The sequence below is a fragment of the Flavobacterium sp. UGB4466 genome, assembly GCF_903469665.1.
Lineage (GTDB): Bacteria > Bacteroidota > Bacteroidia > Flavobacteriales > Flavobacteriaceae > Flavobacterium > Flavobacterium lipolyticum.
This window is the reverse complement of sequence record NZ_CAGKLC010000050.1, coordinates 1-26050: the sequence shown is the minus strand read 5'-3', so window position 1 is coordinate 26050 and position 26050 is coordinate 1. Positions and strand designations below refer to the sequence as shown.

The window sequence follows — 26050 nt, the reverse complement described above, 5'->3', positions numbered from 1 at the left end:
TTTAAGCACTCAACCTTTTGTGTTTATTATTTATTCTCTTTTGTGTTTTAAGCTTTAGGGCAAGCTTAAAGCTTACTGCCTATAGCCTATAGCTGAATAAGCTTCACAATCTCTGCTACAATATCCTGTGTCGCTTTTGGTTTTGCCAATTTTTTAATATTTGCACTTAATTGTTTTTGCTTCCCTTCATCTTTAAGCAAGGCTTCAAAAACAATACTAAATTCATTATCCAATTCTGATTCCTTCAGTAAAATAGCTCCTTTAGCATCTACGATTGCCTGTGCATTTTTAGTCTGATGATCTTCAGCAACATTAGGCGACGGAATAAATATAACCGGTTTCCCTACAATACACAATTCGGAAACCGATGAGGCTCCGGCACGTGAAATAATCACATTGGCAGCCGCATATACAAAATCCATTCTTTCAATAAAATCAACTACCTTAACATTTTGCTGATTGTATTTTTTATATTCTTCAAAATACAACTTCCCGCATTGCCAGATTATCTGAACGTCCTGCGAAAGAAAATTTTGCAATTCTTTTTCGATTAACTGATTGATCCTTCTCGCTCCTAAACTCCCTCCTAAAACCAACAATGTTTTTTTATTCGGATCTAATCCATAAAAAGCAACCGCTTCATCATGCTTGCTGTCAATATCAATGAGATCCTGACGAACCGGATTTCCGGTTAAAACAATTTTTTCTTTTGGAAAAAAACGCTCCAGATGATCATAAGCTACACAAATTGCATTGGCTTTTTTACTTAGCAGTTTATTCGTAATTCCCGGAAACGAATTCTGTTCCTGAATGACTGTTGGAATTCCGGCCGAACCTGCTGCCTTTAATAAAGGTCCGCTGGCAAAACCTCCGGTACCAATTACAACATTTGGCTTAAATTGTTTTATGATTCGTCGTGACTCCAGCAAACTTTTTGCCAATTTTAACGGAAACATTAAATTTTGCAACGTAAGTTTTCTTTGCAAACCTGCAATCCAAAGTCCTTTGATTTCATAACCCGCCTGAGGCACTTTCTGCATTTCCATTTTATCTTTGGCACCTACAAAAAGAAACTCAGCGTCAGGGAATTGTAATTTTAATTCATTTGCAATAGCAATTGCAGGATAGATATGCCCTCCTGTACCACCACCACTTAATATGAATTTATATTTTGTCATGTTTTTTTTGAGTTATGAGTTATGAGTTATGAGTTGTGAGTTCTCTCAATACTTATCAACCTATTTCTCTATTCTCTTTCTTCTATTCTCTTTCTTCTATTCTCTTTCTTCTATTCTCTTTCTTCTATTCTCTTTCCTCTATTCTCTTTCCTCTATTCTCTTTCCTCTATTCTCTTTCCTCTATTCTCTCAGCTCTATTCTTACTTATTTAAAACTGCATTCATCGGATTTCTGGAATTGTCTTCAATGGAATACAATCCCTCTTCTTCGTATATCTTTTCGTCAGCAGGCAGATCTTCTTCTGCTAATTCTTTATCAATTAATCTTTGAAGGGCTTCTCTTCTTCTTTCTTTTTCCTCCTGTTCTTCGGCAATTTCTTCTTCTTTTTTTGTCACACTAATGATAATTCCGAGGGAGAAACAGGTCATCCAAATCGAACTACCTCCACTACTGATCAACGGAAGTGTTTGCCCTGTTACCGGAAGCAACTCCACTGCAACAGCCATATTGATCATTGCCTGAAAGATCATCGGAAACCCAAGTCCGACGACGACGAGCTTTCCAAATAATGTATTTGCCTTGTGTGAGGCGATCACAAATCGGAACAATAATAATAAGTACAAAATCAATATTGCTACCCCACCTACTAAACCGTATTCTTCTACAATAATCGCATAAATAAAATCGGAAGAAGACTGTGGCAAAAAGTTTTTCTGAACGCTTTTTCCCGGACCTACTCCTCCTAATCTTCCTGATGCTATTGCAATTTTTGCTTTCTCAATCTGATAATCATCTTCATCCGGTTTGTCGGTGGTAAAGTTTTCAATACGACTTCCCCAGGTACTAACCCTGCTAAAGAATCTGGAATCCGGGAATGCTTTTGCAACCAAAAGGAAGAACGCAAACATGGCAATTCCGGAACCGATAATAAAACCAATATATTTTAATGGATACCTGCCAATAAATGTCAGCATAATTACCATTGCAAAAATCAACGCTGTGGTTGAGAAGTTCGCCGGTAAAATAAGTGCCAGTGTTATAAAAACCGGCAGCCAAAGCTGTATCAGCGATACCTGAAAAGGTTCATTTTCTTCTTTCGTTTTCGACAGATAACGCGCCACAAATATGAATAATATACTGGCCGCCAAAGTCGACGTTTGAAACGTAATTCCGATAAAAGGAACCTGAATCCAACGGCTCGCATTTGCACCTGCAATAACAGTTCCTTTCAACAAGGTATAAAGCAGCAAAAACCACACTATAGGCAGTGCAATTTTCGAAATCGCCCTGAAATAGTGATACGGCACGCGATGCACCCAGTAAATAATCAGAAAACCAATACAAACGTGAGCCAAATGCTTCACTAAATAACCTAATGTATTTCCGGTCCCATGACCGATATAGGCCAGATTACTACTCGCACTAAAAACAGGCATAAACGAAAACAATGCCAATAAAGCCACGAATGACCATATTACTCTGTCTCCTTTTAATTTGTTCACCAGCTCTTTCATAATGCTATTTTAGATTTATGAGTTTAGATTTTAGATTTTTCTAAACCTTAGTCTCTTTATTAATTCTGTTATTTACTGTTTTTAAACTACTGACAAAAATTGCCGTCAGTTCATTACCTTCTTTCCAAACTATTTCTAATTCAGATTTATCGATCCATTCTTTTTCTCTTATAATTTCAAGCCAGAATAAAGTTTCATCTGCTTCTTCTAAAACGATATTCATTTTAGCAACAAACTCCTTATCACTTCTGGCTCAGCATACTGCCCGATAATTTGCTCCAACTGATGTTCCACTCCTTACCATCTGATTTGTAATTGATCTCGTAACATTTGTACTTGGCATTTTCTCAGCTAAATCAATCACCATCAAAGAGAACTTTTTTGTTCTCAACTTCATTTCATCCGTCGTCATAATCAAAAAGAACTTAAAAATTCATTAATCTTAAAGTCTAGAAAAATCTAAAATCTAAACTCATAAATCTAAAATTACAAATTGTGAACGGCTTGTTTAAACTGCCTTCCTCTATCTTCGTAGCTTTCGAATAAATCGAAACTTGCGCAGGCCGGAGACAATAAAACAGCATCGCCTTTTTCTGTTAAACGCTGTGCTGTTTTTACAGCATCGTTCATGTTATTTACTTCGACCATAATGTCAACCACATTTCCAAAGGCGCTGATAATTTTATGATTATCAATTCCAAGGCAAATAATAGCTTTTACTTTTTCGCGAACTAATGACATCAGTTCGTTGTAATCGTTTCCTTTATCTACTCCACCAACAATCCAAACTGTTGGAACGTTCATACTGTCTAAAGCAAAGAAAGTCGCATTAACATTTGTTGCTTTTGAATCGTTGATATATTGTACATTCTGAATTTTAAGTACTTTTTCTAAACGGTGTTCAACACCCTGAAAATTAGATAAACTTTCGCGAATTGTTGCATTTCTAATTTGCATCAATTTCGCTACAGAGCTTGCTGCCATTGCGTTTTTCATGTTATGTTTTCCTTCTAACGCAATGTGTTCTGTGTCCATTGTAAACTCTTCTTGGTTGATCTTTATTTCCATTTTGTTGTTATTTATAGAAGCTCCTTCATCGAATGATTTCGTCAATGAGAAAGGAATTAATTTTGCTTTTGTTTTGTTGTTTTTTAACCATTCTGTACTTGCCTCATCATCTGCATCATAAATGAGATAATCACTTTCGGTCTGGTTCATCGTTATTCGGAATTTCGAATTGATATAATTCTCATATTTATATTCATATCTATCGAGGTGATCGGGACTGATATTGGTTATGATCGCAATATCCGGTCTGTAATCTATTATTCCGTCTAACTGAAAACTGCTTAATTCAAGAACGTATGCATCGTATTTATTCTCGGCTACCTGCCAGGCAAAACTCTTTCCTATATTCCCTCCCAAACCTACATTCAAACCTGCTGATTTTAATAAATAATGGGTCAGCATAGTGGTAGTCGTTTTTCCGTTACTACCTGTGATTCCAATAGTCAATGCTTCGGTAAAAGGTTTTGCAAATTCTATTTCCGAAATCACTTTTACTCCGGCCGCTACCAACTTCTTTACAATTGGTGACTTTTCAGGAATGCCCGGACTCTTCATAACCACATCAGCATTTAAGATCAGATCTTCGGTATGCTGTTCTTCTTCCCAGGGAATTTTATTAATGATAAGAACTTCTTTGTAACTCTCTTTTATCTTTCCAAAATCTGATACAAAAACATCATATCCTTTTTTCTTTCCGAGAATAGCAGTACCTACGCCGCTTTCTCCTCCGCCTAAAACCACTAACCTCATACTTTATAAAATTAAAAATTGAGAATTAAAAATTAAAAATCTGCTATACTCAAGACCTCTAATTATTTGCATTTTTCCCTTTTAAGGTTAATATAATTTTCGCTAATATTTTACATATCTCCTCTGCTTCCTTATGAATGCTTTCGAATTCAACTGCAGAAATATAATCTGTTGCTTTCAAGAGTTTCAACCAATAAATTGTTTCTCTTGCTTCTTTATATGAGATTTCCAGTTTAAACAGAAACTCCTTATCAGAACATCCTCCGATTGATTCTTCGATGTTGGCTCCAATAGAGGTCCCACATCTTAGAATCTGCTTACTCAAAACAAACTCTTTCTTTTCGGCCGTCAGATATTTATATAAATTGACAATTCTAACCGCGAAAAGAAAGGATTTACCCTGAATAATATTTTCTTTCCTTTCTAAGAACTTTCAATTTTTAATTCTCAATTTTTAATTCAAAACTATCTTAGTTTTAAAGTAACGATTGACAATATGGCTAACATTACAGCAACAATCCAGAAGCGGGTCACAATCTTACTTTCATGATATCCCTTTTTCTGATAATGATGATGCAGCGGTGACATCAGGAAAATTCTTCGTCCCTCTCCGAAACGCTTTTTTGTATATTTAAAATAAGTCACCTGAATAATTACGGAAGCACTTTCGGCAAGGAAAATTCCGCAGAATAAAACAATCAATATCTCTTTACGAACGGCAATCGCTAAAACAGCAATAATTCCTCCAATGGTCAAACTTCCTGTATCTCCCATAAATACAGATGCCGGAAATGAATTGTACCACAGAAACCCAATTAAAGCTCCCACAAATGCGGATATAAACACGGTCATTTCTCCCGAATTGGGAATGTACATTATATTCAGATAGTTGGAGAAAATAATATTCCCGGAAACGAATGTAAATATCCCGAGTGCGAGTACAGAAACCGCCGAAGTTCCGGCCGCGAGTCCGTCAATACCATCCGTTAAATTAGCTCCGTTAGAAACCGCTGTGATGATAAAAATAACCACCGGAATAAAAATCAGCCAGGCCCATTTTTCATACCCTTCACCTGTCCAGGCTAAAACTTCAGCATAGTCAAATTCATTATTTTTTACGAAAGGAATTGTAGTTGCTGTAGATTTTTCTTCTACTGGTGCCGGCAAAACTATAGTTGAATTGTTCGTAGCTGTTTTAAAAACATCGGTTCTCCCTGTATCGGTTCTAACGGTAACAGCAGGATTAAAATACAAAACAGATCCCACAATGATTCCAAGACCAACCTGTCCGATCACTTTAAAAATCCCTTTAAGTCCTTGTTTGTCCTTTTTGAATATTTTGATATAATCGTCCACAAAACCAATACTACCCATCCAAAGCGTCGTTACAATAAGCAATACGATATAGATATTATGCAAACGAGCAAATAACAAAACCGGTACCAGCGTTGCAAAAATGATAATCAGTCCTCCCATTGTTGGAGTTCCTGCTTTTTCATTTTGACCTGCAAGACCTAACTCACGAACGGTTTCACCAACTTGCTGATTACGTAAAAAGTTTATAATTCTTTTTCCGTAAATCGTTGACAAAAGCAACGAAAGCATAAATGCCAAAGCCGATCTGAAAGTGATGTACTGAAAAACACCCGTTCCCGGTACATCTAATGTTTTGTCTAAATATTCAAATAAATAGTATAGCATATATCTTTGTTTATTTGGTTAATCGTTGATTTGTTTATTCGTTTATTCTTGATTTAATAATTATTCGATTAAACGAATAATCAATTCATCGATTAAACTTTTATTTTCCTAGTTGTTCTAAAATTTCCTTTACCGTTTCCATATCATCAAAATGATGACGCACCCCATTTATCTCCTGATACGTTTCATGCCCTTTCCCTGCAATTAGGATAATATCATTGGGCTGAGCCAACTGACAAGCCGTTTTAATCGCTTGTTTTCTATCTGAAATTCTCAATATTTTTTTATAATTGTGAGCTTCAACGCCTTTCTCCATTTCATCTAAAATCACTTCAGGATCTTCATTTCTTGGATTATCTGAGGTTAAAATTGCCTTATCGCTCAAATCTGTAGCAATTTTTGCCATTATAGGCCTTTTGGTTTTATCTCTGTTTCCACCACAACCTACAACTGTTAACAGCTGCTCGTTTTTGGTACGGATATCATTAATCGTTTTTAAAACATTATCTAAAGCATCGGGAGTATGTGCATAATCAACTATTGCTGTAATGTTTCCTTCTGAAACGATATACTGAAAACGCCCCGAAACACTTTCTAAATCAGACAGTAAGCGCAACGCTTCGAGACTATCCATTCCTAACTCTACAGCCGTTCCGTAAATTGCCAAAACGTTGTAAGCATTAAACGTTCCGATTAGCTTTACCCAAACTTCATTATCATTAACTTTCAGTAATAAACCCGACAACTGACTCTCCAGAATCTGCGCTTTAAAGTCGGCATACGTTTTTAAAGCGTAGGTAAACTTTCTGGCTACTGTATTTTGCAGCATTACCGATCCGTTTTTATCATCGATGTTAGACAAAACGAAAGCTGTTTTAGGCAAAGAATCAAAAAACGATTTTTTCACATCTCTGTATTCCGCAAAAGTTGGGTGATAATCCAAATGGTCGTGTGACAAATTCGTAAAAATTCCTCCAACAAAATGCAGTGCCTCTGTTCGTTTTTGGTGAATCCCGTGTGAACTAACTTCCATAAAACAATGCGTAACACCCGCTTCGATCATTTCATTCAGATAATGATTGATTGTAATCGAATCCGGAGTGGTATGTGTGGCAGGAAATTCAGTCTCATCGACAATGATTTTTACGGTTGACAATAAGCCAACTTTAAAACCTGCTTTTTGAAACAACTGAAACAACAATGATGCAATGGTAGTCTTTCCGTTTGTACCGGTAACTCCAACCAACTTTAACTTTTCGGATGGATTTCCGAAGTAATTGGCTGCCATAAAAGCCAGAGCCGCATTAGTATCTTTTACTTTTATATAGGTTATTCCTTTTTCAATGTTTTCAGGTAGCGTATCACAAATAATCGCAATTGCACCTAATTCGATTGCTTTTTCAATATAATCATGACCATCTGAAAGTGATCCGCGAATAGCCACGAAAACATCATTTGCCTCAATTTTTCTTGAGTCAAAATCAATTTTATGTATATCGATTTCCGTTGAACCTGTTACAGACTCAATCGCTACTTTGTATAATATGTCTTTCAGTATTTTCACGATAATTCTAATACTATGATTGTGTTTTTACTAATATTTTGTCCGGGTTGAATAGACTGTTTTTTAACCTTTCCTACTCCGATAACTCTCACTTTTAAATCAAGGTTTTCTAATAATGCCACTGCATCCATACCCGGCATACCTTTTAAATTAGGAACCTGATTTATTTTTTTATTGGCTTCTGCCGTATATTTATTATAACTGTCATCTTGTTTTGGAATTCTTGAATCCAGTCTTTTTATTCTATTGGTTGACGGTGCATCTGTAAATATTTTTTGGGCGATTCTTTTAAAAACCGGCCCGGCAACATCTGCTCCGTAATAATTGTTTTTTGATGTATTAGGCTTATGCACTACTACTATACAAGAATATTTAGGATGTTCAGCCGGAAAGTACCCCACAAATGAAGAGGCATAATACAAGCCTGATTTTCCTTCTTTTCCACCATAATTCACCTGTGCTGTTCCGGTTTTTCCTGCCATCGAAAAATCTTTCGAATACAGCTTAGAGCCCGTTCCCTTTTTTACCACATTGAGCAATACTGCTCTTACTTTGTCGATGGTTTCCTGCGAACATATTTTCGGATTGATAACTTCTACCTCAAACTTATTAATCGTTTTGTTCCATTCTTTAATTTCCGAAACAAACTGTGGCTTAACCATCACTCCATTGTTTGCAACGGCATTATAAAGCGCCAGTGTTTGCATTGGCGTAACCGAAACTCCATAACCAAAAGCCATCCACGGAAGTGAAACTCCTGACCAGTGTTTGTCTCCGGGTTGTGGAATATATGGCCTTCCTTCCCCTTTAAAATGCAATCCTAATGTTTTATTTAATCCGTACGAATTAATATGATTTACAAACTTTGACGGATTGCTTTTGTAATTGTCATACACAGCCTGAACCATTACGGTATTAGACGAAAGTTCAAATCCTCGTGCCAGCGAAATTTTCCCGTAACCACCTCTGTGCGAATCACGAACAGCACGTCCGTAATACCTCATTTCTCCTCCATGACTGTCAAAAACAGTACTTGTATCGGCTACTTTATCTTCTAAAATCGCCATTAAATCGACCAATTTAAATGTCGATCCCGGCTCATGGGACTCGGCTATAGCGTAATTTGTAGTTTCATAATACGATCCGTCTTCTGATCTTCCCAGATTCGAGATTGCTTTTACATGCCCCGTTTCGGTCTCCATTACCACCACACAACCGTGATCGGCTTCGTAATCTTCCAATTGCTTTAATAAAGCATGATGTGCAATATCCTGAATAAAAACATCAATGGTCGAAATCACATCATAACCGTCTACAGGATCTACTTCATTTAAATCGCGAATAGGCTTCCATTGTCCTTTTGCAATTTTTTGCTTTAAAATTTTTCCGTCTTTCCCGTTCAGATAACTTTTATAGGCCCATTCGATTCCTTTACCAACTTCGATTCCGGTTGCAGGGTCAATTCGATCGTAACCAATGGTTCGTTCTGCAATTTTACCTATCGGATGTTTTCTAACGGTTTCCTGTTCAACAATTATCCCTCCTTTAAAAGCGCCCAGATTAAACAAAGGAAAACCTTTAATTTTCACATATTCGGTATAACTCAAATTGCGGGCAATCAGATAATAACGATTTTTGTTGGCTCTGGCTTTTCTTAATTCCTGCTGATAATAACCTGCCGGTCTGTCTAAAACGGTAGCCAATGAATCGGATAATGCTTTTACGTATTTTTCAAAAGTCTCTGTTTTTGGCGCTTTAGCATCGAAACGAATTTCATAATTCGGAATAGATGTAGCCAATAAACTTCCGTCAGCCGAATAGATATTTCCTTTGTTTGCCGGAATTACAAAATTTCTAACGGTACGCTGTTTCGCCAGTTTTCTGTAATAATCTCCTTCTACCCATTGAATATTGGTTAACTTAACAACAATAGCAATTGCCATCACAAAGATGAAAACTGCTACGAGGTAAATTCTGTAGGATATATGTTTATCTTCTACTGCCATATTCTTTTAAAGAAACTTTTTTCTTCTTCTTTTTTTACTTCTATTTTAATCGGAGGAACTGTGGATGGGAAAATTTTCTTCTCCAGCATTTTATCCGATATCGTCGATTCCATTTTTAACTTCATTAACTCTGAACGGCGGTCTACAAATTCAGATCGCAATTCTTTGACTTCATTGTTCAGTTTTGCGATTTCAAAAACCTTCTGTTCGTAACGCTGTGTATTGGCGATCATCAAAATGGCAAGCAGAATAATAAAAACAATGAAACGCCAGTTTTTTACTGCATCATCGTTGATCAGAAACCTTGCTTTTAATATATCAAATACACCACTTTTCATCTTTTCTACCTATATATTATACTAATCTGTTTAATTGTTGAATCGTTCGACCGTTTAACTGCTTATGGTCAAACTCACATTTCACAACCAACATCTCACAAACTATATCTTCTCAGCAATTCTTAATTTAGCACTTCTTGCTCTGTTGTTGATTTTAATCTCAGCCTCATCCGGAACAATCAGTTTCCCTATCGTTTTAAACGGAACTGAAAAGTTTCCGTAAAAATCTCTTTCTGGTTCTCCTTCAAACATTCCGTTTTTGATGAATCTTTTTACCAGTCTGTCTTCTAAAGAATGATAAGAGATGACAGAGAATCTTCCGCCTGGTTTTAAAATTTCCAAAGACTGCTCAATAAACTCTTTTAGAACATCCATTTCCTGATTCACCTCGATTCGAATCGCTTGGTAAATCTGAGCCAGTATTTTGTTTCGAACTTTTTCCGGCAGATATTTCTTCAGAACTTCTTTCAGTTCATCTGTCGTTTTGATTGGATAGCCTTGTCTTGCTTCTACAATTGTTCTTGCTAAAACCGGCGCGTTCTTCAACTCCCCATAATCAAAAAAAACACGACGTAAATCCTGTTCTTCATATTCGTTAACCACCCGATAAGCATTTAAATCATTTTTCTGACTCATCCGCATATCCAGTCCGGCATCAAATCTTGTTGAGAAACCTCTCTCCGGAACGTCAAACTGATGAGATGAAACACCCAGGTCAGCCAAAATTCCATCTACACCTTTAACACCATGAAAACGCAAAAACCTTTTTATGAATCTGAAATTCTCATTAATTAAGGTAAACCGTTCATCCGGTAGTGCATTGGCAAGCGCATCTTCGTCCTGATCAAAAGCAAATAATTTCCCGTTTGGCCCTAATCGTCTCAAAATTTCTTTTGAATGCCCCCCACCGCCAAACGTAACATCTACATAAATGCCGTCAGGTTTAATATCTAAACCATCAACTGTAGGATGAAGCAAAACCGGATTATGATATTCCATTGTCGTCGTCATTAATATTTCCCATTACTTCTTCGGCTAAATCTGCAAAATCCATATCTTCGCCGCTTATTGATTTTTCATATAAATCCTTATCCCAAATCTCCACAATATTAACCGCAGATGAAAAAACCACATCTTTAGAAATACCCGAAAAGGTCACCAAATCTTTCGGAACCAGCAATCGCCCCAATGCATCAATCTCTACCACTTTCACACCTGCCGTAAATCTTCGAATGAAATCATTGTTCTTTTTTACAAAGCGATTCAGCTTGTTGATTTTTTGCATCATCAGATCCCATTCACTCATTGGATACAATTCTAAACACTGTTGAAAAACCGAACGCTTCAAAACAAATCCGTTCTGAAGAGAGGAAGTCAATTGCTTTTTCAAAGGTGCAGGCAACATCAGCCTCCCTTTAGCATCGACTTTACACTCATATGTTCCAACAATTGTGTTCAAGAAAATTCATTAATATGTTATAGGACAAAAATATAAAAAATATTACCACATTTTACCACAATGTACCACTTTGTTAATAAGTTTAACCACTTACGCCCCACTTTGCATAACAGATAGAAGATCAATACATTAACTTATTATTAACGAATTATCAATAACACTAATCATTCAAAAAAATTACGCGCTATTTTTCTTAAAAATTTAGCTATTCTGCCGATTTCTTAACATTTAAAAAACCGACAAAAAACACCACTTCATACTGATTTCTAACCACTTATAAATTATACTAAAATTATCTAGTTAAAAAACGACAGCAAAAATCCTTTTTTATTTATTAAACCCTATATTTGTCCAAATTGAAATTGGCATTAAATTAAATGGACAAACACTACAAAAAAGAAGGCAAATACAGCTATTATGAAGCTGGAGAAGGAACTCCTATCGTTATTTTACATGGCTTAATGGGAGGCCTTAGTAACTTTGATGCTGTAGCCGAATATTTTCCAACAAAAGGATACAAAGTTGTGATCCCGGATTTGCCAATCTATACTCAAAGCATTTTAAAAACAAACGTAAAAAGCTTTGCCAAGTATGTAAAAGACTTTATCACTTTTAAAGGATTTGATCAGGTTATACTATTAGGCAACTCTTTAGGCGGTCACATTGCACTGTACCACACAAAGCTATATCCTGAAAAAGTTGCCGGACTGGTAATTACAGGAAGCTCAGGACTTTACGAAAGCGCAATGGGTGACAGCTACCCCAAAAGAGGCGATTACGAATACATCAAAAAGAAAGCTGAAGATGTTTTCTACGATCCTGCAATTGCTACACCAGAGCTTATTGACGAAGTGTACGCAACCGTTAATGACCGTATCAAACTCATCAAAACTTTGACGATTGCCAAAAGTGCTATTCGTCATAATATGGCCAAAGATTTACCAAAGATGACCACAGAAACCTGCATTATCTGGGGTAAAAATGATGCCGTTACTCCCCCAAATGTTGCCGAAGAATTTGATAAATTATTGCCTAATTCAACTTTGTACTGGATAGACAAATGTGGACACGCTGCTATGATGGAGCACCCTCAGGAATTCAACAAAATCCTGGAAGAATGGCTCGTTAAAAAGAATTTATAGCATCTAACTTTCGACTTTTAGGAGGTTTTAAAAATAAAAAACATGAAAATTAATACCGCCGAATTCATTGTAAGTAATTCTGAAGTATCAAAATGCCCGAAGGATTTTTTACCGGAATATGCTTTTATCGGAAGATCAAACGTAGGTAAATCCTCTTTGATCAACATGCTTACGAATCATAAGAATTTAGCCAAAACATCAGGGCGACCTGGAAAAACACAGTTAATCAATCATTTTAAGATTAATAACAATTGGTTTCTGGTCGATTTACCGGGTTATGGTTATGCTAAAGTATCTAAGAAAACCAAATCCGTTTTCCAGCAATTCATCACGGATTATTTTGAAACCCGAGAGCAATTAGTTTGCGCTTTTGTTTTAATTGACATTCGTCATGAAGCACAAAAAATCGACATTGAATTTATGTCTTACATGGGAGAAAGCGAAATACCATTTTGCATCATTTTTACCAAAGCAGATAAAATCAGTAAAGTAAAAATCGATTCTCACGTCGCAGCTTACAAAAAACAAATGTTTGCCAATAACTGGTCTGAAATGCCTCAATATTTTGTAACTTCATCTACTGAAGCTACAGGAAAAGAAGATCTTTTAACCTATATTGATGAAGTAAATCAGGAGGTTTTTAAAAACAACTCGGAATTTTAGACCCCAATAGAGGAAATTCCAAATCCCAAAATAATCAATAAAAAATCCCAAATTCCAAGTTTTACTATTGGAATTTGGGATTTTTTATATTGGAATTTCAACTACTTATTTCGTCAGCTCCAGTTTCTCTGCAAAATAATCACAAAAGTCTTTCATAGTATCTGACATCTTCTCGTCGTCAGTGGCACGTTTAAAAGTATCCGCCATAGCCACCAAAGTCTGGTGAAAGAAAATTTTCATTTCGTCTACCGGCATATCTTTGGTCCACAAATCGATACGCATACTTTCTTTCGCTTTACTGTCCCAAATTGACAGCATAATTGCTTTTGCTTCCTCTGCTTCTACTCCACCGTCCTTTGCCGTCCATGATAATCTTTCCGGAACACGGTTTTCGTCTAATTCTATATTGAATTTAATTTCTGATTTTATTGTATTTGACATTATTTCTTAGGTTTATATTTTGACTTTTCAAAGATTACCTTTGCTTCTGTTTTTAATAATTCCGGCAAAGTTACGTTATTATTCTTCATATACGACCGTACAATTTGCCATCCTAACCAAGCCCCTATTCTTCCCGGAGAATCGTTGTCAATTTCTAAGTAGAATTTAGAAAACGGAGCAGGCACTATAAATCGGGTAGTTAGTTTCGGATCATCGCTGTACAGCATTTCGCTTTCAATAAAATAGCGCCACATATAGGCTTCATTTTCCTGGCTCCATTTTATTTGTTCAGGTGTGTAACCTATTTTTTCAGCATCAGTATAATTGGGCAACAACAAATCTTTCGCATACAATTGCTTCCCTTCAAAAATCATTTGGGAAACTAAATTTTTATCCGGAAATGCCGGGATATTTCGATAAGCGAAACTCGAAACCACGTCGGGCATAATTTGCTTCTCTTCAAAATTTTGTTTTAGATAATTTGGGAATTCATAAAATTTATGATCTTTCCCCAAATACAATTCCAACGCTACAATTACCAGAGTGTCTGCATATATAGCCTTGGCATTATAATCCATTTCCCCAATTACAGTGATAACTTTTGGCGTTTTCGTTTTAGGGAAGTAATATTTTACATGCTGAAAAAGCGCATTGAATTCTTCGCGGACAGGCTCAAAATTGCTGTATTTTTTCTGAACCTCGGTATAAACTTCTTTCCAGATGGGATCCTGCATTTTCTTAAGCCAGACATTATCATCATTTCCTGCCGGAAAAAAGAAAGGATACTGTTTTTTTACTTTAGCTAAATCCTCTGGTTTAGTCTCAAAAAACACCTTATCAAAACGCTCTACTTTAATGTCGACCGGAATTTCTTCTACTGCTTTTTCGACTTTGGTTTTCTGGTCACAAGACAAAAAAAACAAGCACAGAACCACTGCTAAGCGATATATTTTCATTTTATTTTAATTAGATTTGTGTTGCTCATATTTTAAACAAACTATGCTTAAAAATATTTGTGCAAATATACATCCCTGTATCTTAAATCTTGAACTATTATGGCTAAAAAAAGCACTATTCAGACAGAAAAAGTAAACGCCCACATTGTAGAGTGGTTAAAAAATTATGCAACCCGAGCAAAAGTTAATGGTTTTGTAATTGGGATTTCAGGCGGAGTTGACTCTGCAGTGACTTCTACCTTGTGTGCACAAACCGGCTTAACCGTTTTATGTGTTGAAATGCCAATTCATCAGGCTGCCAATCAGGTTTCAAGAGGAAGAGAACATATTGAGCAATTAAAGAAACGTTTTCCAAATGTTTCAAGTGTAGAAACGGATTTAACCGCCACTTTTGAAGCTTTTAAAAGCGCTGTACCTCAAACGGACGATGAAGCGAAAGTAAATTTATCCCTAGCCAATACGCGTGCCCGTTTAAGAATGACCTCTTTATATTATTTAGCAGGAATTCATGGTTTGCTTGTAGCGGGAACAGGAAATAAAGTAGAAGATTTTGGGGTAGGATTTTACACTAAATATGGAGACGGAGGTGTCGATTTAAGTCCAATTGCCGACTTAATGAAATCAGATGTATATGCTTTAGGGGCATTTTTAACAATTCCGGAGTCAATTTTAAGCGCAGCACCTACAGATGGATTATTTGGCGATAATCGCACCGATGAGGATCAATTAGGCGCCAGTTATGACGAACTTGAATGGGCAATGTTAGCCTCGGATTCAGGAAATACGGGGGATGACTTTAGCGAGAGAGAGAAAATTGTCTTCGAAATTTATAAACGTTTAAACACCAGTAACAAGCATAAAATGGATCCAATTCCGGTCTGTATTATACCAAAAACGTTAAAATAATACTTTTTAACATTTGTCTGCAATTAATTACAGAATTTATTTATTAATTTTACAGTTCCAAAAACATGAACAATTCTAAAAAAGGTAAAAATTATGATTAAAGTATGTCTTGCAGACAATCATCCTGTGACTCACTTTGGCGTTAAGTCTTATTTTAAAGACCACGATCAAATTTCAATTGTTGCCAACGTAGGCAATTTTTCAATGGTTAGAGATATCCTTCAGACGAAAGAAATCGATATCCTGATTCTAGATCTAGAACTGGAAGGACTTTCAAGTATCTTCGAAGTAAAATCCATCCTGAAGAATTTCCCAAAAACAAAAATTGTAATTTTTAGTGACCTCGCTGAACAAATGTATGCTCCAAACGCTATTAAAGCAGGAGTTTCCGGTTATGTACACAAAACAGAAAAACTTGAAACTTTAGGTATTTCTATTATTAAGGTACACGAAGGAAAAATTATCATCAACGAAACCGTACGTAAAAACATGGCCCTTATTGCTAAACAAAGCAAAAGCGAGCGTTTGTACAGAAAACTTTCAAATCGTGAGATCGAAGTTTTACGTTATTTAAGCGATGGTAAAAAGAACAATGAAATCTCTAAAATCTTAAACCTGAACGAAAAAACAATCAGTACTTACAAATTAAGATTATTGACTAAATTAAATGTTACTAATTTAGTTGACTTAGTAAACAAAGCTAAGACTTTAGAAATTATTTAATGGTATCGCGACATTACTCTTCCTAGTTTTTTCGCGAATGAATTAACTAATTTTGAGTAATCGACAACCATAGACAAAAGCTCTGTATTATCTGAATTATCAGGTTTTATAGAGCTTTTTAATTCATCAATGATTTTGCCTACCAAAAACCAACGCATTGACATAATCGTTTCGGTAACGTATTGCGCAATCGTTTCATGCTTCATTTTTGAAAAGATATTCTGTCCTTCCCAATCGTGAAGAGCCAATCTTTCATCTTCCATTAAAATATCCGTAACTTCCTGAGCAAAATCAGGCTGCAGGCGCATTAAATATTGCTCGAGACTAAATTTTTCATGCTGATTGTAAAACCCGATTAAGTCTGTAAAGATATCACGGAACAAATTATTAGAAAGTTCTACCTCATCTTCCTGCAAACTCAAATAAATACGCTGATAGACTTTATAATTTTTCATTTCAGAGACCATTATCACTTCGCCCTCTTCATTCGTTTTTAAAAGTACATCTTCAAACTCCTCCGTCTTATCACCATAAAGCAGCAGGATTTCGATTACTTTTCGTTCTAAACGGTATAAAATATCAACTTTCTCCGTCGGCTCTTGTGCATACGACGGTTCTCCCGGATAATAATCCTCAGGCGGCCCTGTCCTTGGGTCTTCGGGATCGCCCCCGGAATAACCGGTCTGTTTTGCAGGCTGATTCCTGTGTACTTCAAAAGGTCTTTGCTCCTGCTTTTGCTTTTTGCCTGCTTCTGCAAGATCTTTTTGAATTAATTGTGCCAAAGTACTCACCAATACCTGCTCAGAAATATCCATGATTCGGGCACATTCCTGAGTATAAATTTCACGCTGGATACGATCCGGAATCTTCGAGATACTATTGACCATATCCCGAATCAGGTCGGCTTTTTTTATAGGATCGTTTTTCGCTTCTTTCATTAAGAGAGAGGCTTTAAACTGTATAAAATCTTTACTGTTTTCTTCTAAATAAGCAACCAGATCATCGTGCGAATTTTTTCGTGCAAAACTGTCCGGATCTTCTCCATCGGGAAAAGCACAAACTCTTACATTCATTCCTTCTTCCAGAATCAAATCGATCCCACGAACAGAAGCACGTAATCCTGCAGCATCTCCGTCAAATAAAACGGTTATATTTCTCGTTAATCGGTTGATCAGACGAATTTGGTCCGGTGTTAAAGCGGTTCCTGATGAAGCTACCACATTCTCGATTCCAGCCTGATGAAACTGAATCACATCCGTATATCCTTCAACCAGATAACAGTTATTTTGTTTTGCAATCGCTTGTTTGGCCTGAAAAATTCCATAAAGTACTTTACTTTTATGGTAGATATCACTCTCAGGCGAGTTTAAGTATTTAGCGGCTTTTTTATCATTGGTCAGAATACGCCCTCCAAAACCCAAAACACGTCCGGACATGCTTTCTATGGGAAACATCACACGCCCCTTGAAACGGTCAAACGGACGGTCTTCTCTTGGAATGGTCAAACCGGTACTTTCCAGAAACTCCAGCTTATACCCTTTCCCCAGAGCTTCTTTGGTAAGAGCATCCCAGGTTTCAGGTGAATATCCTAAACTAAATTTTTTGATGGTTTCATTGGTAAAACCTCTTTCCTTAAAATAAGAAAGTCCTATTGCTTTTCCTTCTTCTGAATTTAAAAGTATTTTATGAAAATAGTCTTTCGCAAATTCCGAAACCAGATACATACTTTCGCGAACATCTGTCATTGCTTTTTCAGCATCCGTCTGTTCTGTTTCTTCAATCTCTATATTGTACTTTCTGGCCAGATATCGAATGGCTTCCGGATAGGTAAACTGTGAATGTTCGATCAGGAACTTAACTGAATTACCTCCTTTTCCCGTACTAAAATCTTTCCAGATTCCCTTTGCAGGCGAAACCATGAACGACGGAGAGCGCTCATCTGAGAATGGACTTAACCCTTTAAAGTTACTTCCGGCTCGTTTTAAATTAACAAAATCACCAATAACCTCCTCTACTCGAGCAGCATCAAAAACAGCATCAATCGTACTTTGTGAAATCAAAACGTAAAATATTTATAAAATTTGAAGGATGTAAAATTACACAAATCCCCCATGAAATCGGGCAATTTTAAATAAAAAAAAGCACCTCTTTCGAAGCGCTCTTTCCACTAACTAATCAATTGTATTCTTAATTAAAATCAAATCTTAATCCCAATGAAATATTATTTTCTTTTACAGTATTATTCCTAAACAATGGGTTTAAATCGTATTTCAAATACAAACTCATTTCTTTATAACCAATGTAAGAACTCAATCCGTAAATAAAATTATTCACATTGTAATCTCCTTTTATAGTTGTCTTATAATCTAAATCATCCTGATCGTATTTTAAGATTTGTTTGGATTTTACATTGACTCCTGCGTAACCTCCAATTCCAAAGCGAAAACTATCATGTGTTCTAAAATACGTTTTTCCGTTACTCACTTTTGGTCTTGAAAAATCAAACTCTAAATGAATTGGCACTGCGATGTACACATTTCTAAAACGGGATTCCTCTAAATGAATCGCATTGGTTTGCAATTCTGTCTGGTTTCCATTGACTACAAAATATTTATTATCTCTCGGGCGAATATTATTATACATTAAAGACAATCCGTATTTAGCGTGTAATAAATTATCGTTTTTCATTAACCTGGTGTTATAGGTAAATCCCCATTCGTAAAAATGCGATCCTGTAAACCTATATTTAGCATCCTGCAATTTACCATCAACCATCATATTATTCAAACCTGCTGCAAATACAAACTGCGATGTCGTTCTTCTTTCGCCGCGTATAGAATCTTTTCTTTTTTTATTATTGTCCTTCCATTCTATGTCATTCCAATGAACAATCAAAGCACGTCCACTTTTATAATTCCCTTCCTTGATTTTTCCGTCTACTTTTTGCTGCACCAAATCATTTAACTCATTTTGCGCCAGTGTTACTTTTTCTTCGATAATAACCGCTCTGGCTTCTGCTAATTCCTTTTTACGCTTGTCGGCTTGTTCCTGAGTGATTTTCCCTTCAGACAACTGAACATTAATTGCTTCAATTTCTTCTTTCAAAGCTTCTTTTTCCTCTTTGGTAACTTTCTCTATTTTGTTGGCAATTTTTCTCGCTTTTAATTCAAAAGTTTCCTGTCCCATAACTTTACTTACAAATAAGAAGACGAGGATAACGAGGTGAATGGTAAAATTTTTCATGACTGTTTTTTTTAAAATTTGATTGTTGATTGATGTTTTTTTTCTAATTGCGAAATGTAAAATGTAAAATGTGAATTACAAACAATTATTTTTTAATTCTCAATTTTTAATTGGATTAAAAATTGGCACTAAAAGCCTGCCCGACAACTATCGGAATTATTTTTTTGATCTTTAATTTTTGATTTTCTCCAACAGCACGTTCCTGATTGGAGTTGGAAACTTTATTCCTGCTGATTTCGATTGGCCAAAGCCACTTTTACCGTTTGGTAATTTTTATTGACTTTTGTAATTACCTTTTCACGAAACGAAAGCTCTAATTCACCATCGACCTGTTGAAGCAAATCATTGGCATTAATTTTTACTTTTGATTTTGGCTTGACAGCATTCTCAGCGACGATTACTTTTTCAGCTGTTCCCAGCAACTGATCTGCCGTTTCTTTTTCAGGATTTTTAGCCATTAAAGGCTGTGGATTGATTGATTGTTTTTCAGGATTGTTTTTGATGATGATTGAAGACTCCGCTATTGCATTGGGTTTATTTGCAATGATTTTATTCGATTTTGATTCCTGATGCTTTTCTTGTTGAACTGACTTTTTAATTGTTTTTTCTTCTGAAACTGCTACTGCTTCTTCAACCCCTATATTGGTATCAAAAGTTGGCTTTACAACCGAATCTTTCTTAGCATCTTCCTTAACCACTATAATGTCTTTTGGTGTTACATCTGTATTTTTCTTTTGGTTAAAAAAGAAAGTTCCAACCCATAAAAAACCAACCAAACTTGCCGCAACATACATCCATTTCTTTTTCCCGGCTTGTCGTGAACGAAGATCGATCGTTGTTTTCTTTTCTTCAGCAACACTCAACATCGCATCCAATCGATCCCAGGCTTTATCACTTGGTTCAATTTTACGTTGGTTTAGTTTTTCACGGAAATCCTTTTCAAAATTATTCGGTTCCATTATCTTGTTTTTTTAGACTATTAATTTGTGTTTGCAGCATTTTCCTGGCATGCGATAATTGCGATTTCGATGTACCTTCATTAATCCCTAACATCTTAGCAATTTCATTGTGTTTGTAACCTTCTATGGCGTATAAATTAAAAACCATTTTATAACCTTCCGGTAAAGCATCAATTAAGAACTGAATCTGATCGATCGAAAACTGACTGTCAATGGCATTGAAACTCTCTTCGATATAAATTTCTTCTTCACTAAACTTTACTTTTTTATGAACTCTTAAATATGAAATACATTCATTTACCATAATCCGCCTGACCCAACCTTCAAAACTTCCTTTGTGCTCAAATCTGCTTAAATTGGTAAACACTTTCATAAAAGCGGTTATCATCACATCTTCGGCCAATTGAATGTCTTTTATATACTGTCGACAAACACTTAACATTTTTGAAGAAAACCGACTGTAAATTTGTTGCTGTGCTTGCCGATTATTCTCGACAGCCAACTTTATAATTTCGGTTTCTTCCTGATGTAAATGAATAATTTTCATTAATAAGCGGTTGGTTTTGGTTTAGTAACAGACTTCTATTAGCATAGACGCATAACGTTTTGAAATGGTTGCATGAGAATGGAAAAAAAATCAATAAAAAAATTACAAATTCCAAAAAAAACACAATTAAAACATTCATTTACAACAAAGTAAATCAATTTTCTAATTAACAAATTTCCTGATTATCTAATTAAAAAAAACTATTTCTTTCTTTCAATAACGTAGTTTACCATTAAAACAAGGGCATCTTTAAACTCAGAATCTAAAAAATTATCCAACAACAAAAGTGCTTCCTGCTGAAATTGTACCATTTTCTGTTCGGCGTAAGCCAATCCATTATTACCTTTTACGAAAGCAATAACTTCTTTGACGCGTTTTTTGTCTTTATTGTGGTTTTTGATGGAGTTTATCAACCACTTTTTTTCTTGCGGGGTACAAGTATTTAAAACATGAATTAAAGGCAAAGTCATTTTTTGCTCTTTAATATCGATTCCGGTTGGTTTACCGATCGCTTCTTCGCTATAATCAAATAAATCATCTTTGATTTGAAAAGCCATTCCGATCAGTTCACCAAATTTTCTCATATTCTCGACCTGAGCATCATCTTCAATTACCGATTTTGCACCAAGTGCACAACAAGCCGCAATAAGTGTCGCTGTTTTCTTTCGGATGATTTCGTAATATACTTCTTCGGTGATGTCCAGTCTTCTTGCTTTCTCAATTTGAAGCAATTCGCCTTCACTCATTTCGCGAACAGCGACAGAAATGATTCTCAATAAATCAAAATCGCCATTATCAATAGAGAGTAACAGTCCTTTTGACAACAAATAGTCTCCTACCAAAACGGCAATCTTATTTTTCCAAAGTGCATTGATTGAGAAAAATCCACGACGGCGATTGCTATCGTCTACCACGTCATCGTGTACCAAAGTAGCGGTATGAATAAGTTCGATTACAGAAGCTCCGCGATAGGTTCTTTCGTTTACAATACCTTCAGAAACCATTTTAGCGGTTAGAAAAACAAACATAGGACGCATTTGTTTTCCTTTTCGGTTTACGATATAATAGGTAATACGATTCAATAAAGCCACCTTTGAGGTCATCGATTCATGGAACTTTTTTTCAAAAAGTTCCATCTCGTTAAAGATGGGCTGTTTTATTTGAGAAGTAATATTCATTTCGATCCCAAATATACTATTTTAAATAAAAAAATACGGTGTATTTTACATTAGTATATCAATAATTTAAATACTAATGTAAAAAAAACGGGCCGAAAACTTTCTTCTGTCTCAATTTGAATTCGTTATCAACAAAAGTGTCGGCTCTCAGGCAATGCTCTATAAAAAATGCCTTGAAGAACAAGGCATCTTTAAAAATTTATTAAACGGTTTGTTTGCAGCACAAAACCGCCAAACATTATTTATCCTTCTTTATTGGCCAATTGTCCGCAGGCAGCATCAATATCCTTTCCTCGGCTTCGGCGTACTTTTACGACTACTCCGATATTTCCCAATGCTTTTATATAAGCCAGAATTGATTCTTCTGAAGCTTGTTGAAACTCGCCATCATCAATTGGATTGTATTCAATTAAATTGACTTTACATGGAACATATTTACAAAACTTTACCAAAGCATCAATCGAAGCTTTGTCGTCATTGATTCCTTTCCAGACTACATATTCGTAAGAGATTTTACTTTTGGTTTTTCTGTACCAATATTCCAAAGCTTCACGCAAATCTTTTAACGGAAAATTTTTACTGAAAGGCATGATTCGCGCACGTACGTCATCAATAGCCGAATGCAGAGAAACTGCCAGTTTGAATTTTACATCATCATCGGCCATTTTTTTAATCATCTTCGGAATTCCGGAAGTCGAAACCATAATACGTTTTGGTGACATCCCTAATCCTTCCGGCGAGGTAACCATATCAATAGCTTTGATGACGTTGTTGTAATTCATCAAAGGCTCACCCATTCCCATAAAAACAATATTCGAAAGCGGATGATTGTGATACAATCGACTCTCTTTGTCTATCGCAATAATCTGATCGTAGATTTCTCCCGGTTCCAGGTTTCGCATTCTTTTCAATCGTGAAGTGGCACAGAAATTACAATCCAGACTGCACCCAACCTGGCTTGAAACGCAGGCTGTTGTTCTGGTTTCTGTTGGAATCAATACGGACTCTACCACTAAACCATCATGCAGACGAACGGCATTTTTTACGGTTCCGTCACTGCTGCGTTGCATGGTATCTACCTTGATATGATTGATTACAAAATTTTCCTCCAGCATCGTACGAGTTGTTTTGGCAACATTGGTCATGTCTTCAAAACTGTGTGCTCCTTTGCTCCATAACCATTCGTAGACTTGATTTCCACGAAAGGCTTTGTCATTATTAGCGACAAAAAAATCGCGAAGCTGATCTTTTGTTAAGGCTCTTATATCTTTTTTCTCCATTTGCATGCTGCAAAGTTAATCACTTTTTAAAACATTTCTCAGAAAATGTATTTTCTCTCTATTATACGCTTTAAATAAAAACCTAACCATGATTTTTATCAGGTCTTTTGCTATTCGTTCGTAATAAATTTGACATAAGAAAAAGACAGTAACTCATTATCAAAAATCAACTGAACCGCAAACTGATCTTAAATTTAACAAATACCTATACAAATGAAAACGATCCAATCTATTTTATTAGCAGCAGTACTGATGTTATCTTTACAAGTAAACTCACAAAAAAGATATAGCTTATCAAAATCGGCCTTTGAAGTTGCAGGAACTTCCAACATACACGATTGGACGATGAAATCTTCAGACGGAGTGGGAAGTGCTTTTTTAACTGTTACAGATTCGAAAATTACAGATATAAAAAACCTGACTGTTTCCTTATCAGCAGAAAGCTTAAAAAGCGGCAAAGGCAGCATGGACGATGTTGCTTATAAAGCTCTGGAAACCGAAGACCATAAAAACATTAAATACGTTCTAAAATCTGCCGAAAAAGTAAACGAAAACACTTGGAATCTTACCGGAACTTACACTATAGCAGGTGTTAGTAAAGATTATAAAACCCAGATCAGAGTAACAGCCTATAAAGATGGTACTTTTGCGCTGCAAGGCTCTAACCGAATGACTTTTAGTGATTTTGAAATGACAACCCCATCAGCAGCACTTGGAGTTGTTAGAGCCGGGAAAGAATTAACAGTAATCTTCAACATCACTTTGACTGATTTTGCAAAAAATGATAATATATTAGTGATTAAATAACGTTTTAAAAGCAGCAAAATATAAAGTATGGAACAATAAATACTTTTCGATTCTAAAAATGAATAAAAAAAATTGCTCAGCATTTCAAAACTCAAAACTTTGGCACGAGAATTGTCTTGCACTCAAAAGGAAAATAATCTTACAAAGAGCTCAATCATTTTAAAATGTGTATCTTTATTTTTCAGCTTTATAACTTTTAAATTTAATCAATCTAAAAAAATCAATTTCTTATGAAAAAACAAATCTTAAGTCTGGCTGTTATCGCTCTATTAGCATTTACTGTACAATCTTGCGAAAAGAAGGAACCGAAACCTGCAGAGGAAGAATTAACTCTTGGCAACAAAGTTGATTCTTTAACTACCGATATTAAAGAAGTAAAGGATAGCGCAGTGAGCAAAACTGAAAATGCTGCCGAAGATGTAAAAGAAGCTACCAAAAAAGCCGCTGAAGATGTGAAAGACGCTACTAAAAAAGGCGCTGAAAAAGTAGAAAACGCTGCTAAAGCTGCTAAAGACGGTACGGTGAAAACAGCTAAAGAAGTTAATGAGGCTTTGAAAAAATAGTCTCTTCGCTTTATGAAACTAAAACCATTCGCTACAACGAATGGTTTTTTTATACCCAAAAAGGAGCCACTATTTTTCGTATTTTTACACTCAAAATTAGAAGATACTACAAGATGCATTTTATTTCTCAAGAACTGGAAGATTATATCGAGCAACATTCTGAAAACGAACCGGAATTGCTGGCTAAACTAAATAAGGAAACGTACCAAAAAATATTACTCCCAAGAATGCTTAGCGGGCATTTTCAGGGTCGTGTTTTAAGCATGCTCTCCAAATTGATTCGTCCAGTGAACATTCTCGAAATTGGAACTTATACCGGTTATGCTGCTTTGTGTCTGTGTGAGGGAATGCAGGAAAACGGGCAACTGCATACCATTGACATTAAAGAAGAATTAGTCGATTTTCAACGTAAATATTTTGATGCGTCCCCTTGGGGAAAACAAATTTTCCAGCATTTAGGAGAAGCTGTCGAAATCATTCCAACTTTGGACGTCAAGTTTGACTTGGTTTTCATAGATGCCGACAAAGAAAATTACATCAATTATTGGGAAATGATTGTTCCCAAAATGAACAAAGGCGGTATTATTTTATCGGATAACGTTTTATGGAGTGGAAAAATACTGGAACCGGTTCATCCAAATGACATTAGTACCAAAGTCCTTTTGGAGTACAATCTACTCTTGAAAAATGACCCAAGAGTCGAAACCGTTTTATTGCCTATACGTGATGGGTTGACTGTAAGCCGCGTTCTTTAGTTTACTTCTTTAGCCCTGTGAGCTTTGAACCTACTTCTGGCAAAACATATAAGACACCAAACTCTTGAAAAAAAAAAAAAAACAATGAGGCTATCTTAGCAATAAGCAATAGCCCCATTGTCATCCTATTACTCTTTCATAAACTGCTTATTAGTGCTTTTTACTTTAATTATATATAGCCCTTTAGACAAATTACTGACATCAATCTGTCCTGTCTGAGTACTACCAGCCTGTATTTGCTGCCCTGTTAAATTATAAATTGCATATTCTTCATTTTCTATATTCGAAATAGTTAAAATATCCTTTACC

At 35.8% G+C, this 26050-nt stretch carries 26 protein-coding genes and 1 pseudogene; 7 read left to right on the top strand and 20 right to left on the bottom strand.

Features of this window, described 5'->3' with window-relative positions; all coding sequences use genetic code 11:
- Positions 1-86: 86 nt before the first annotated feature.
- The 11 genes and pseudogenes from murG to mraZ all read right to left on the bottom strand — a co-directional run bounded on the left by murG (position 87) and on the right by mraZ (position 11578).
- Positions 87-1178 (bottom strand): undecaprenyldiphospho-muramoylpentapeptide beta-N-acetylglucosaminyltransferase, encoded by a 1092-nt coding sequence (gene murG, locus JO950_RS13155; protein WP_202703056.1) that lies wholly within the window; start codon positions 1176-1178, stop codon positions 87-89.
- A 200-nt stretch (positions 1179-1378) separates the two neighbouring features.
- Positions 1379-2692 carry an FtsW/RodA/SpoVE family cell cycle protein gene (locus JO950_RS13150; protein WP_202703055.1) on the bottom strand — a complete coding sequence of 438 codons (1314 nt, stop codon included), beginning with the start codon at positions 2690-2692 and terminating at the stop codon, positions 1379-1381.
- Between the two features lie 40 nt (positions 2693-2732).
- Positions 2733-3035: pseudogene (locus JO950_RS13145) on the bottom strand (four helix bundle protein).
- A 143-nt stretch (positions 3036-3178) separates the two neighbouring features.
- Positions 3179-4510 carry a UDP-N-acetylmuramoyl-L-alanine--D-glutamate ligase gene (gene murD / locus JO950_RS13140; protein WP_202703054.1) on the bottom strand — a complete coding sequence of 444 codons (1332 nt, stop codon included), beginning with the start codon at positions 4508-4510 and terminating at the stop codon, positions 3179-3181.
- A 58-nt stretch (positions 4511-4568) separates the two neighbouring features.
- Positions 4569-4919, bottom strand: a complete 351-nt coding sequence (locus tag JO950_RS13135; protein ID WP_202703063.1) for a four helix bundle protein — start codon at positions 4917-4919, stop codon at positions 4569-4571.
- Between the two features lie 56 nt (positions 4920-4975).
- Positions 4976-6211, bottom strand: coding sequence for a phospho-N-acetylmuramoyl-pentapeptide-transferase (gene mraY, locus JO950_RS13130; protein ID WP_202703053.1), 1236 nt, complete (start codon positions 6209-6211; stop codon positions 4976-4978).
- A gap of 100 nt (positions 6212-6311) precedes the next feature.
- Positions 6312-7775 carry a UDP-N-acetylmuramoyl-L-alanyl-D-glutamate--2,6-diaminopimelate ligase gene (locus JO950_RS13125; RefSeq protein ID WP_202703052.1) on the bottom strand — a complete coding sequence of 488 codons (1464 nt, stop codon included), beginning with the start codon at positions 7773-7775 and terminating at the stop codon, positions 6312-6314.
- A complete protein-coding gene (locus JO950_RS13120; RefSeq protein ID WP_202703051.1) occupies positions 7772-9781 on the bottom strand; it encodes a penicillin-binding protein in 2010 nt (669 codons plus the stop codon). The genes JO950_RS13125 and JO950_RS13120 overlap by 4 nt, the downstream gene beginning before the upstream one ends.
- Entirely contained in the window at positions 9772-10119 is a 348-nt protein-coding gene (locus JO950_RS13115) for an FtsL-like putative cell division protein (RefSeq protein ID WP_017497023.1), read from the bottom strand. Before JO950_RS13115 ends, JO950_RS13120 begins: the two co-directional genes overlap by 10 nt.
- A 102-nt stretch (positions 10120-10221) precedes the next feature.
- Positions 10222-11130, bottom strand: coding sequence for a 16S rRNA (cytosine(1402)-N(4))-methyltransferase RsmH (rsmH, locus tag JO950_RS13110; RefSeq protein WP_202703050.1), 909 nt, complete (start codon positions 11128-11130; stop codon positions 10222-10224).
- The gene (mraZ, locus tag JO950_RS13105; RefSeq protein ID WP_017497025.1) at positions 11105-11578 is read right to left on the bottom strand and encodes a division/cell wall cluster transcriptional repressor MraZ; all 474 of its coding nucleotides are present in this window, start codon (positions 11576-11578) and stop codon (positions 11105-11107) included. Before mraZ ends, rsmH begins: the two co-directional genes overlap by 26 nt.
- A gap of 377 nt (positions 11579-11955) precedes the next feature.
- Between mraZ and JO950_RS13100 the strand changes: the two genes are divergently transcribed.
- Positions 11956-12720 (top strand): alpha/beta fold hydrolase, encoded by a 765-nt coding sequence (locus JO950_RS13100; RefSeq protein WP_017497026.1) that lies wholly within the window; start codon positions 11956-11958, stop codon positions 12718-12720.
- A gap of 42 nt (positions 12721-12762) precedes the next feature.
- Entirely contained in the window at positions 12763-13383 is a 621-nt protein-coding gene (gene yihA / locus JO950_RS13095; protein ID WP_202703049.1) for a ribosome biogenesis GTP-binding protein YihA/YsxC, read from the top strand.
- Between the two features lie 105 nt (positions 13384-13488).
- Here the strand turns inward: yihA and gldC are convergent, their stop codons facing one another.
- Positions 13489-13824, bottom strand: coding sequence for a gliding motility protein GldC (gldC, locus tag JO950_RS13090; RefSeq protein WP_017497028.1), 336 nt, complete (start codon positions 13822-13824; stop codon positions 13489-13491).
- Positions 13824-14780 carry a gliding motility lipoprotein GldB gene (gene gldB / locus JO950_RS13085; RefSeq protein ID WP_202703048.1) on the bottom strand — a complete coding sequence of 319 codons (957 nt, stop codon included), beginning with the start codon at positions 14778-14780 and terminating at the stop codon, positions 13824-13826. Before gldB ends, gldC begins: the two co-directional genes overlap by 1 nt.
- Positions 14781-14879: 99 nt before the next feature.
- Here gldB and nadE point away from each other — a divergent pair, with 99 nt between their 5' ends.
- Together nadE and JO950_RS13075 are read left to right on the top strand one after the other, a co-directional pair.
- Complete coding sequence (nadE, locus tag JO950_RS13080) at positions 14880-15686, top strand: NAD(+) synthase (RefSeq protein WP_202703047.1); 807 nt, start codon at positions 14880-14882, stop codon at positions 15684-15686.
- A 93-nt stretch (positions 15687-15779) separates the two neighbouring features.
- Entirely contained in the window at positions 15780-16409 is a 630-nt protein-coding gene (locus tag JO950_RS13075; protein ID WP_017497031.1) for a response regulator transcription factor, read from the top strand.
- On the opposite strand, the gene dnaG is transcribed toward JO950_RS13075, so the two are convergent.
- From dnaG to rlmN, 6 genes are all read right to left on the bottom strand, one after another.
- Positions 16406-18469 (bottom strand): DNA primase, encoded by a 2064-nt coding sequence (gene dnaG, locus JO950_RS13070; RefSeq protein WP_202703046.1) that lies wholly within the window; start codon positions 18467-18469, stop codon positions 16406-16408. The two genes, JO950_RS13075 and dnaG, sit on opposite strands and share 4 nt — an antisense overlap.
- Positions 18470-18596: 127 nt before the next feature.
- Positions 18597-19652 carry a hypothetical protein gene (locus tag JO950_RS13065; protein ID WP_202703045.1) on the bottom strand — a complete coding sequence of 352 codons (1056 nt, stop codon included), beginning with the start codon at positions 19650-19652 and terminating at the stop codon, positions 18597-18599.
- Positions 19653-19873: 221 nt separating this feature from the next.
- Positions 19874-20611, bottom strand: a complete 738-nt coding sequence (locus JO950_RS13060) for a hypothetical protein (RefSeq protein ID WP_202703044.1) — start codon at positions 20609-20611, stop codon at positions 19874-19876.
- Positions 20598-21158, bottom strand: a complete 561-nt coding sequence (locus JO950_RS13055; protein WP_202703043.1) for an RNA polymerase sigma factor — start codon at positions 21156-21158, stop codon at positions 20598-20600. The genes JO950_RS13060 and JO950_RS13055 overlap by 14 nt, the downstream gene beginning before the upstream one ends.
- 200 nt (positions 21159-21358) lie before the next feature.
- The gene (locus tag JO950_RS13050; protein WP_202703042.1) at positions 21359-22336 is read right to left on the bottom strand and encodes a polyprenyl synthetase family protein; all 978 of its coding nucleotides are present in this window, start codon (positions 22334-22336) and stop codon (positions 21359-21361) included.
- 242 nt (positions 22337-22578) lie between these two features.
- Positions 22579-23622 carry a 23S rRNA (adenine(2503)-C(2))-methyltransferase RlmN gene (rlmN, locus tag JO950_RS13045; RefSeq protein WP_202703041.1) on the bottom strand — a complete coding sequence of 348 codons (1044 nt, stop codon included), beginning with the start codon at positions 23620-23622 and terminating at the stop codon, positions 22579-22581.
- A 207-nt stretch (positions 23623-23829) separates the two neighbouring features.
- On the opposite strand from rlmN, the gene JO950_RS13040 reads away from it, so the two are divergent.
- The 3 genes from JO950_RS13040 to JO950_RS13030 all read left to right on the top strand — a co-directional run bounded on the left by JO950_RS13040 (position 23830) and on the right by JO950_RS13030 (position 25741).
- A complete protein-coding gene (locus JO950_RS13040) occupies positions 23830-24423 on the top strand; it encodes a YceI family protein (protein WP_202703040.1) in 594 nt (197 codons plus the stop codon).
- Positions 24424-24653: 230 nt separating this feature from the next.
- Positions 24654-24986 (top strand): hypothetical protein, encoded by a 333-nt coding sequence (locus JO950_RS13035; RefSeq protein WP_202703039.1) that lies wholly within the window; start codon positions 24654-24656, stop codon positions 24984-24986.
- A 113-nt stretch (positions 24987-25099) separates the two neighbouring features.
- A complete protein-coding gene (locus tag JO950_RS13030; RefSeq protein WP_202703038.1) occupies positions 25100-25741 on the top strand; it encodes an O-methyltransferase in 642 nt (213 codons plus the stop codon).
- A 128-nt stretch (positions 25742-25869) separates the two neighbouring features.
- Here the strand turns inward: JO950_RS13030 and JO950_RS13025 are convergent.
- The coding region (locus JO950_RS13025; protein ID WP_202703037.1) for a T9SS type A sorting domain-containing protein at positions 25870-26050 on the bottom strand (181 nt) is incomplete at its 5' end.

Excerpts from the sequence above, each read along its gene's own strand:
- JO950_RS13100 (WP_017497026.1), top strand. The coding sequence starts at position 11,956 with ATGGACAAACACTACAAAAAAGAAGGCAAATACAGCTATTATGAAGCT.
- JO950_RS13075 (WP_017497031.1), top strand. The coding sequence starts at position 15,780 with ATGATTAAAGTATGTCTTGCAGACAATCATCCTGTGACTCACTTTGGC.
- murD (WP_202703054.1), bottom strand. The coding sequence starts at position 4,510 with ATGAGGTTAGTGGTTTTAGGCGGAGGAGAAAGCGGCGTAGGTACTGCT.
- JO950_RS13115 (WP_017497023.1), bottom strand. The coding sequence starts at position 10,119 with ATGAAAAGTGGTGTATTTGATATATTAAAAGCAAGGTTTCTGATCAAC.
- JO950_RS13040 (WP_202703040.1), top strand. The coding sequence starts at position 23,830 with ATGAAAACGATCCAATCTATTTTATTAGCAGCAGTACTGATGTTATCT.
- JO950_RS13120 (WP_202703051.1), bottom strand. The coding sequence starts at position 9,781 with ATGGCAGTAGAAGATAAACATATATCCTACAGAATTTACCTCGTAGCA.
- rsmH (WP_202703050.1), bottom strand. The coding sequence starts at position 11,130 with ATGACGACGACAATGGAATATCATAATCCGGTTTTGCTTCATCCTACA.
- JO950_RS13035 (WP_202703039.1), top strand. The coding sequence starts at position 24,654 with ATGAAAAAACAAATCTTAAGTCTGGCTGTTATCGCTCTATTAGCATTT.
- yihA (WP_202703049.1), top strand. The coding sequence starts at position 12,763 with ATGAAAATTAATACCGCCGAATTCATTGTAAGTAATTCTGAAGTATCA.
- murG (WP_202703056.1), bottom strand. The coding sequence starts at position 1,178 with ATGACAAAATATAAATTCATATTAAGTGGTGGTGGTACAGGAGGGCAT.
- JO950_RS13030 (WP_202703038.1), top strand. The coding sequence starts at position 25,100 with ATGCATTTTATTTCTCAAGAACTGGAAGATTATATCGAGCAACATTCT.
- nadE (WP_202703047.1), top strand. The coding sequence starts at position 14,880 with ATGGCTAAAAAAAGCACTATTCAGACAGAAAAAGTAAACGCCCACATT.
- JO950_RS13050 (WP_202703042.1), bottom strand. The coding sequence starts at position 22,336 with ATGAATATTACTTCTCAAATAAAACAGCCCATCTTTAACGAGATGGAA.
- mraY (WP_202703053.1), bottom strand. The coding sequence starts at position 6,211 with ATGCTATACTATTTATTTGAATATTTAGACAAAACATTAGATGTACCG.
- JO950_RS13065 (WP_202703045.1), bottom strand. The coding sequence starts at position 19,652 with ATGAAAAATTTTACCATTCACCTCGTTATCCTCGTCTTCTTATTTGTA.
- rlmN (WP_202703041.1), bottom strand. The coding sequence starts at position 23,622 with ATGCAAATGGAGAAAAAAGATATAAGAGCCTTAACAAAAGATCAGCTT.
- JO950_RS13060 (WP_202703044.1), bottom strand. The coding sequence starts at position 20,611 with ATGGAACCGAATAATTTTGAAAAGGATTTCCGTGAAAAACTAAACCAA.
- JO950_RS13150 (WP_202703055.1), bottom strand. The coding sequence starts at position 2,692 with ATGAAAGAGCTGGTGAACAAATTAAAAGGAGACAGAGTAATATGGTCA.
- gldB (WP_202703048.1), bottom strand. The coding sequence starts at position 14,780 with ATGAAAATATATCGCTTAGCAGTGGTTCTGTGCTTGTTTTTTTTGTCT.
- JO950_RS13055 (WP_202703043.1), bottom strand. The coding sequence starts at position 21,158 with ATGAAAATTATTCATTTACATCAGGAAGAAACCGAAATTATAAAGTTG.
- gldC (WP_017497028.1), bottom strand. The coding sequence starts at position 13,824 with ATGTCAAATACAATAAAATCAGAAATTAAATTCAATATAGAATTAGAC.